This is a genomic window from Arthrobacter sp. TS-15 (genome assembly GCF_006964045.1).
GTDB lineage: Bacteria > Actinomycetota > Actinomycetes > Actinomycetales > Micrococcaceae > Arthrobacter.
Window position 1 is genome coordinate 58,925 of the sequence record NZ_SDXQ01000058.1, and the last position, 7,380, is coordinate 66,304.

Genomic DNA, 7,380 nt, shown 5'->3' on the forward strand with positions numbered 1-7,380 from the left:
CTCGGCAGCATGCTGGCAGCGGGCGGCATTGGCGACGCGTTGAAACTGGCGTCAGAGTCATTCCTGTCGTCTCAGCGCTCCGCTCTAAATGAGAGTGAAATCGAAGCTTTCGCTCGGTCGCTCCGCGAAACCGCCGATGAGCAGATTCTTGCTGAAGCGGACGCACTGTACACGCGGGTTATTGGTCCAGAAAGCGTCTCAGCAGCCCCACTCGAAAGCCTAGAGCTAACGCTTCCGTTCGAGCCCGACCCGTACGTCCGGGCGACCCTTCAGTTGATCAGCGTACTTTCCGTTTGGGCCATACTATTCGTGGCCGGCTCTTGCGCGGCCAGCATACCGATGCTCTCAGGTGCTCTGTACGCCTTGGGTGCTCCTGTACCAGCGGTGGTTTGGAAGGCCAGCGGGAAGGCGGTCGATCGTCTTTACGGTAAGGGAAACTACTCGCCACCGAAGCAGACATCTCAGAAAAGACGGAAGAGGGGCAAAGAGATCTGGTAGGCAGAATTTCGAAGGTTGGTGGCGTTTGTCCCGGTGGTGACGTGGTGGTTGTGTGCAGGCGGCCAGGTGGCCTAACGCATCCTTTTGTGATGGGTATCGGTACGGTCTAGCCGTAAACAGGGGCAACGCTTTTGCTTATGATCTTGGAAGGCCCAGTTCGGCGCCCTAGACTCTGGAGAAATATGTGGACCTGGCCTTGGAAATCCGCCGCTACTCCCGATGGGGAACACCTGCAGCGTGCGCAAGAAGCACGAGATGCGGCAAAAGCGGCAGAAGCCGCAGAAGCGGAGCGCCTGCTGCGCGATAAAGAAGCACGTGATGCGGCAGAAACACTCATAAGAGCCGAGCGCAGGGCGCGGTGGGCCACCATATTCGCTGCCGCCGGGTTGGTGGTTTCCATATCCGGCGGCGTCTTCGGTGCGGTTCAAACCGATTCGCTAAGGCAGCAGGTGGAATTGCAGAAGCAAGAACTGGATATCTCGGGACCCGTCTTGACCGGGACCGCGCTCATCATCGATGAGTTCATCGGCCCTCGTTTATTCAACCCCGGAACAGGTGGGATCGAGCGAGTATATGAGGCTGGTGAAACCGCGGATCGAGACCGAGAGGTTAGGGTTCGGATCGAGGTGACGAACAGGGGTCGATCCGTAGGTGCTGTTACCGGCGCAGCTGTCCAACACGGCGGGACCTGGCTGAGTGCGCACACCCTCATGTGTGGGGTAGCTGATGATAACGATGGATCGAACCGCCGGCTGGTCGAGTGCCAACTACCGATAAAGGTCGAGCCCGGAGGTATTGCTGTGTTTACCTTTGATCTTCCGGAAGCCAGGTGCACTGACAATGGCTCAATACCGGATAAGGAAGAAATCATCGCGTCCTTCACCACGACTACCGGTGAAGTCGCAGTGCCTTCAACCAAGGTTTTTGGGTGGATGCAGGATGCTTGTCCCCGCTTAGTAGAGTGACGCCGTTACCTTCTGGGCTGTGCGCGGAGCAATTGAGGAAGGCTTACAGATCATGGGAAACCCACCCGCCCGGAAGTTATGTTGATCTGAGAAGGAAAGGATTCAGTTGTGGGATTACGGAATTTCGTGAGCAGGCGCCGGACACGCGCCGTCACTACGCAGACAGCCACGGTTGCGGCATCCGGCGCAGAGGAGGGTGAGCCGTCTGCACCCGTTGATGCGGCGGACCTGGAATCTGCATGGGCGGAGCTGCGGCACACCGTCGGTGAGTCCAACGTGACATCATTCCGTGCCTGCAGCCGCCCCGAGCGCTATTTGGGTGATGACCCGGATGCGGTGCGGGCCATAGCTGGCACCATCAGGCGGGTCGCGAACTCCACAGAAGACGACCCGTCCACATAGGGCGCGCGTCTAGAACGAGGAGGTTCGGTGGCCGAGTCCATCCCAGCTGCTCTGCAACCGCCTGTTGCCGTCGCCTTAGCCAAACTGATCAAGGCTTTCCCTGGCCCGGGTGCTTTGCCGGGCGGGGTATGGATGGAACCCAAATGGGATGGCTTTAGGGCGGTAGCTCTGGTTGAGCCTGATCGGGTGAGACTGTACTCCCGTCAAGGCAAAGAGCTGACGAAGGTGCTGCCTGATCTGGCTGAGGCTCTCCAACTGCAGGTCCCTCCGGGCGTGGTCCTTGACGGCGAAGCCGTGATTTGGAACGGGGATCGTGGACTTTGAGGCGCTGCAGCGGCGCATGGCAACCTCCCGGGCGGCTTTGCCTGGGTTGGTTCGTGAGCTTCCGGCCGCGTTCGCTGCCTTCGACGTGCTGGCCGTTGCCGGGCAGGACATTCGCAGTGTTCCGTTTACCGGACGCCGCCAGCTGCTTGAGGAACTGGCAAGGGAATGGACCGCGCCGTTGAACCTCTCCCCCGCCACAACCGACATGGAACTGGGCAAGACCTGGTTACGGGACTTGCCAGCTAGAGGGGTGGAAGGCTTGGTTTTTAAGGGCGGGTCTCAGCTTTATGACTCTTCTCGGTCGTGGCTTAAGTTGAAGCACAAAGACACCTTGGATGTTGTCTGCGCGGCCGTTATTGGCCCGCTGAGCCAGCCGCAGGCGGTCATCGCCGGACTGCCGGTCGGTGGGCAGTTGCGGGTCGTTGGGCGCTCCACTGTCCTTTCGACGCGGGTGGGGCGTGAGCTGGGTCGTCAGCTCCGCCCAGCTCAACCAGGGCATCCGTGGCCGGAAGAGATCAGCGAAGCCTCTCTGAACAGATTCAGTAAGGACAGGGGGACAGTGCGTCTGACGCTGGTTGAACCCTTCGTGGCCGAAGTGGCGGTCGATGTAGCGTGGTCCGGTAAGTCCTTTCGGCATCCTTTGACTTACATCCGGTCAAGGTCCGAGCTGGATCCCGCCGATGTAGAGCTGCCCCCATATCTGCAAACTTAGCTAGTCCCATCGCAAGGCTCGTTCAGCAGAGCATCGGCCTGCGGCTCGTGAAGCCCCCACCATGTTTCACCATCCCATCGCCATCCCATTCCGGAGCGTTCGTGCATTATCCACAAGTGGGTAATGGCGGAATCCAGCGGCGGCCTGTCTGTGGGCGTGCCCCATTCCTCGTCCGCTCTGGACGGTGGCTCATGGCTGAGCGGGCGGCTGATGCTGCCCGCCGTGTCATCGTCCAACCACACAAACAAGTGGCGCTCCGTAGCACCGGAACGCCACAGCTTCTCAGCCTTCTTGCGCATTTTTGGCTTCTCAAGCTCCTCAATGAGCTTGGCAAGTGAGCTATTGCTGTCGCCCACCGGCCCGCCACCCCAAGGGCTAATTCGGACGGAATGAGCATGCTCCGGGCAGTCCGGGCGCTCCTCCAAGGGAAGTGCCTCCGCGACGCCCGCCTTGAGTAGTTGACTGTAGATATGCGAAAACTCGCCATTGTCATCGACATGATTCCTGGCGTCCTGCTCGTAGAAGGATGTCAGCCCGGCTGACTCCAGTTCCGCGACCAAGGGCTGAACCCTCTGCACAATGTCCTTTGCCGGCCTGTGGACCTCAGAGACGGTAACCGTCCAGCAAGTCTGCAGCCTCGCTTCAGAGCCGTCCGTCGCGGATTTCTCGAAGGTGCGGCGGGTGTCCTTCTTCTCTTTCTCGGTAACTCTGGTGACTTCCAGCGCGACACTGCGGTCGTTGGAGAGGTAGTCGACCTCGCCGTTGACGTCCGCGTGTTCGAGCTGGATCCCCCGCACGCTTTCAACGATCTTCCTTGCGGCGTCTTCGTCGTCCCGTTCATGGTTCATTAGCCTATTCCTCTCGGAAGGCGGGCAAACTGCCCGGCACGGTAATCGCACCCAATCCGGAGCGATGGTTATCTTGTCGTACCTCTCCCCCAGAATGGAATCAACGGCCAACCGGCCGTTTTTTATTCGCGTGTCGATTCGAACATATATTCTAGTGGTGTGGTAGTGAATCCGGAGCAAGCCAAGGCGCTACACGCGAGGTATTCCAAGCGTGCGCAGCCGTTCGGGCTCACTTTGGAAGAGCTTGATTTCAAGAACTTCCCTATGCGGAACGGGTATCCGGGGATCCCGGTGCGTGCGTGGCTACGGTTCCCGAGCTGCGCTGAGCTGGTTGAGGGAGAAGTGTTTGCCTGGACGGAGCGGGCGGCGGAAGTGACGTGGCAGGACGGGCCGTTGACGTACCGGACATGGGTGTGGGCCTCGGCGGTTACCCGCCGAGGAGAAGCAATGGGCAGGAATCTAGGAGAGCGCGTAAACCGTGACAGCAACAGCGAATGAAACCACCCTCAACGTTGAGGTTGACGTCCGGTTCAGTCCGACAGGGCGGCCGCTGGCCGTGAGGCATGAGGGCCGGCTCTGGGTCATCACGGAAGAACCGGTGCATTGGTTCGAACGGGATTCTTGGTGGGAACGGCGACGGACTGCGCCGGTAGGCGTCGGGAACATCGTGGACATCGAGTTTTGGAGGGTTCAGGTGAAGCTCTCCTCGAATTCGGCGCTGCGGACCTTTCTGCTGCGTCTTGACCCAGCCGCCACCAGATGGCTGCTGGAATCCGTCAGCTAGTGCCAAACGATCTTTACCGTTCTCCCATTCCGGATCAGCTGTGGGATCGTATCCGGGTTGAATTCGGGCTTCCTGCGTTGGACCAAGTCCGCGAAAGGATTTCCGCCGTGCGTGAGGACTCCGAAGCTGTGATGCAGCAGATCGTCAGAGTCTTCATGCACGATGGCCGGACGTATTGCCCTGGTTTCCAGTTCCGGCCTGATGTGACTTTGGAGCCGGTGGTGGTGGCACTGTTCGTGCGGGCCATGGAGCTGCGGGTTGCGCATAATTACTTCGCACTGTGGATGATGGTCCCCTCCCCCGCTCTGCGGGGATCACGGCCCGTGGACCTGCGCCGCAACGGCGATGCCTCGTTGCTGCTCGCGGGCCTGGAGCGGACCTTCACGGATACGGCGGCCTAGGATATGGGAGTGAAAGTGACCCTGACCGTAGAGGCCGCTGACGGCAAACAAGGTTACGGTCGACGCCGAAGGTGAGACGTACGACGAAGCCAAAGCCGCCGCCGAAGCACTGATTCCGGAAGGCTCCAAAGCCATTGTCCTCCGCACGGACTAGCAAAACCCGCCCTAAGAGCCAGGACCCGCGAACCGCGCAACAGTCCGCCCAGCTGATAACCGAGTTCTACAAGGACCACGGATACCTGCCCACCCAGCGCACGCCTTCCTTAGGGGAACACAAACGCCTGGCGCTTGCCCTTGAGCGGCTACGCCGGCTCAAAGCCGCCGGGTCTCTCCCCGACGATGCCGCCCGGATTTTGGATCGGGCTCATCCGCAATGGACGGTCAGGGCTGATCACGCCGCTGAACGCTGGCAGCGTACAGCGGAGGACTTTATTGCCTGGGTGAAGGACAACGGCCGGTTCCCGAGGGCGTCTTCTGATGACGCGACGGAGCGGTTCCTGAGCCGGTGGTTGTTTCGGCAGCGTTATGACGCGCGCCTGGAGCGTTTCCCGGCGCGCGTGCGTGAGCTCGATACGCGATTGCCTGAATGGCGTGAGACGTTTACAGATCAGGAAAGGCGCTCGTACGTTGAGTCGGCGCGGCAGATCGCTGCCTATGTTCAGGAACATGGCACGTTGCCTACTCCGGGTGGCCAAGGCGGGAGTGAGGCCGAACGTCTTGCCGGGGTTCTGGTGGTTCTGAGGACCCAGCAAAGGCGCGGTCTGCTTGCCAAGGAAGCCACCCATACGCTCGATGCTGCTTTTCCTGGGTGGTTGGACGGGATTGCGCTGAACGTCGAACGTCAATGGCAAAAGCGGGCCGCCGAGTTCGTTGAATGGGTGAAGGAGGACGGCAGGGACCCGCACCGTGGCGCTTGGGACCCCGCTGAACGGGCACTGGCGGGGTGGCTCGCCCGTCAGAAAGTCCACGCGAAAAAGGGCGAATACCCGGCCCGGATCAAGGAACTGAACAAACGTTTGCCCGGGTGGAACCGCTCACCGTGATCCCGAACCGGTCCGGAGGTAGGGCTATTTATCGGCCCAGCGTTCGTGGGCGGCTTGGCGGCTGATCCCAGCCGCCCGGCCAATATCCGTCCAGGAAGCGCCGGCTGCTTTCGCGGCCGCGACGGTCTTATCCAGACGGTGCCCGGCCTGGCGGTGCTCCCTGGCAGCTGCCTCTACACCAAGGATCGCTTCAGACGGTGCAATGTGGACAAGCCATTCCGCCTGAACGGCTTCCTCCACCTCACCCGAAACGTCGGCAAACTCGCCGCTCGGCACATACTCCTTGCGGGCAGCAAGGTCAGCGTCAGCAGCCGTAAAAACCCTTTGCCACAGCTCTCCTTGCCAGCCGCACGTACAGGCACCACGCCAGCTCATGATCAGATCATTCGGAACGATCTCCTCATCAGGGTAAAACTCCCCTGCTGGCAGGTAGTTTCCGGTGATCCCATGGACAAACATTCCTTCACCGGTAGAACCTGACGAGAGCCGCCCATCCGGTGCGATCGCAGCAACCCAGCCCTCGTGTTGGTAGTCGTTAGATGTCCAGCCCATAGCGTCCATGCCTTCCTGTCATGGTTCCTTGACAGGAAGTCTTTCAGGGGCCACCGACAATAACCAGGGCCAGGAATCACGGACTTGAACGAGCAAGGCCCCCGCTGCTGCTCACTTGGCAGTCTGCCGGGGCCTTGCGTTTGATACTAAGCGTCTCGGGTGGGTTAGGAGCCTGTCAGGTCCACGACGTCGGAACCGGCGTTGCTCTTCACCGAATCAACGCCTTTAAGGGCTGCGGCTTTGGTCGTGTACGACTCACTGCTGGCGATAGTTTCACCGTTGCCGGCCTTCAGCCGGAACCGGTATCCGCCGGACTTGTCTTTGTAGACTTCGAATTTTCCTGCCATGCGTGATCCTCCTTCATGATGCCCACCCCCGGGGGCGGCAATATGGGGAACTGCCCTAACGAGGTCATCCTAACCGTGGGTACCTTCCTCGGCCGGTTCAATCAGCTCAGGTCCGTTGTTCCGGACGCTGTTCACACGCGTGCTGACAATCCGGGGCGTCAGGGTCGGTTCCGGCAGGGAATCGAGCAGGTGTTGGACCTCGGCCTTGTCGGTCAGGTCCGGGTCGAGCCATTCCGCAAAGCGGTCCTGCGGGATGATGACCGGGGACCGGTCGTGCACGTGTCCCAAAGCGTCCTGGGTGGTTGTAGTTAGGACGGTGCAGGTCAGCAGCCACCGTTCGGGATCGTCCTCGGGCAGCTCAGGATCGGGCCAGAACTCGTACAAGCCAGCAAACCCCAGCAAGGGCTCTTTCTCGGAGAACAGATAGTTCGGGATCTTCTTGCCGTCCTCGGTCTTCTGCCATTCGTAGTAGCCCTCGGCAGGCTTATCCGGTATTCGGGGCGC

Annotated in this window: 10 protein-coding genes and 1 pseudogene; 7 read left to right on the plus strand and 4 right to left on the minus strand. The window is 60.4% G+C overall.

Going from position 1 to position 7,380, the window contains the following annotated elements:
- The 4 genes and pseudogenes from EU811_RS23600 to EU811_RS20955 all read left to right on the plus strand — a co-directional run.
- Window positions 1-498, plus strand: a 498-nt coding sequence (locus tag EU811_RS23600) for a hypothetical protein (protein ID WP_160147674.1), incomplete at its 5' end; no start/stop codon positions are given.
- 182 nt (window positions 499-680) lie between these two features.
- Complete coding sequence (locus EU811_RS20940) at window positions 681-1,463, plus strand: hypothetical protein (RefSeq protein WP_142940202.1); 783 nt, start codon at window positions 681-683, stop codon at window positions 1,461-1,463.
- A gap of 126 nt (window positions 1,464-1,589) precedes the next feature.
- Complete coding sequence (locus tag EU811_RS20945) at window positions 1,590-1,865, plus strand: hypothetical protein (RefSeq protein ID WP_238703490.1); 276 nt, start codon at window positions 1,590-1,592, stop codon at window positions 1,863-1,865.
- Window positions 1,866-1,997: 132 nt separating this feature from the next.
- Window positions 1,998-2,901: pseudogene (locus tag EU811_RS20955) on the plus strand (ATP-dependent DNA ligase).
- Here the strand turns inward: EU811_RS20955 and EU811_RS20960 are convergent.
- Entirely contained in the window at window positions 2,898-3,749 is an 852-nt protein-coding gene (locus EU811_RS20960) for a hypothetical protein (protein ID WP_142940206.1), read from the minus strand. The pseudogene EU811_RS20955 and the gene EU811_RS20960 overlap by 4 nt on opposite strands.
- 478 nt (window positions 3,750-4,227) lie before the next feature.
- On the opposite strand from EU811_RS20960, the gene EU811_RS20970 reads away from it, so the two are divergent.
- The 3 genes from EU811_RS20970 to EU811_RS20980 all read left to right on the plus strand — a co-directional run bounded on the left by EU811_RS20970 (window position 4,228) and on the right by EU811_RS20980 (window position 5,977).
- Complete coding sequence (locus EU811_RS20970) at window positions 4,228-4,533, plus strand: hypothetical protein (RefSeq protein WP_142940207.1); 306 nt, start codon at window positions 4,228-4,230, stop codon at window positions 4,531-4,533.
- Window positions 4,533-4,934 carry a hypothetical protein gene (locus EU811_RS20975; RefSeq protein WP_238703491.1) on the plus strand — a complete coding sequence of 134 codons (402 nt, stop codon included), beginning with the start codon at window positions 4,533-4,535 and terminating at the stop codon, window positions 4,932-4,934. The genes EU811_RS20970 and EU811_RS20975 overlap by 1 nt, the downstream gene beginning before the upstream one ends.
- Before the next feature lie 134 nt (window positions 4,935-5,068).
- On the plus strand, window positions 5,069-5,977 hold the full coding sequence (locus EU811_RS20980) for a hypothetical protein (protein WP_142940209.1): 909 nt from the start codon (window positions 5,069-5,071) through the stop codon (window positions 5,975-5,977).
- A gap of 24 nt (window positions 5,978-6,001) precedes the next feature.
- Here EU811_RS20980 and EU811_RS20985 read toward each other — a convergent pair whose 3' ends face one another.
- The 3 genes from EU811_RS20985 to EU811_RS20995 form a co-directional block, all read right to left on the minus strand.
- Window positions 6,002-6,529 (minus strand): hypothetical protein, encoded by a 528-nt coding sequence (locus EU811_RS20985; RefSeq protein ID WP_142940210.1) that lies wholly within the window; start codon window positions 6,527-6,529, stop codon window positions 6,002-6,004.
- 164 nt (window positions 6,530-6,693) lie between these two features.
- Entirely contained in the window at window positions 6,694-6,876 is a 183-nt protein-coding gene (locus EU811_RS20990; protein ID WP_142940211.1) for a YegP family protein, read from the minus strand.
- A gap of 69 nt (window positions 6,877-6,945) precedes the next feature.
- Window positions 6,946-7,380, minus strand: a 435-nt coding sequence (locus EU811_RS20995) for an SOS response-associated peptidase (protein ID WP_142940212.1), incomplete at its 5' end; no start/stop codon positions are given.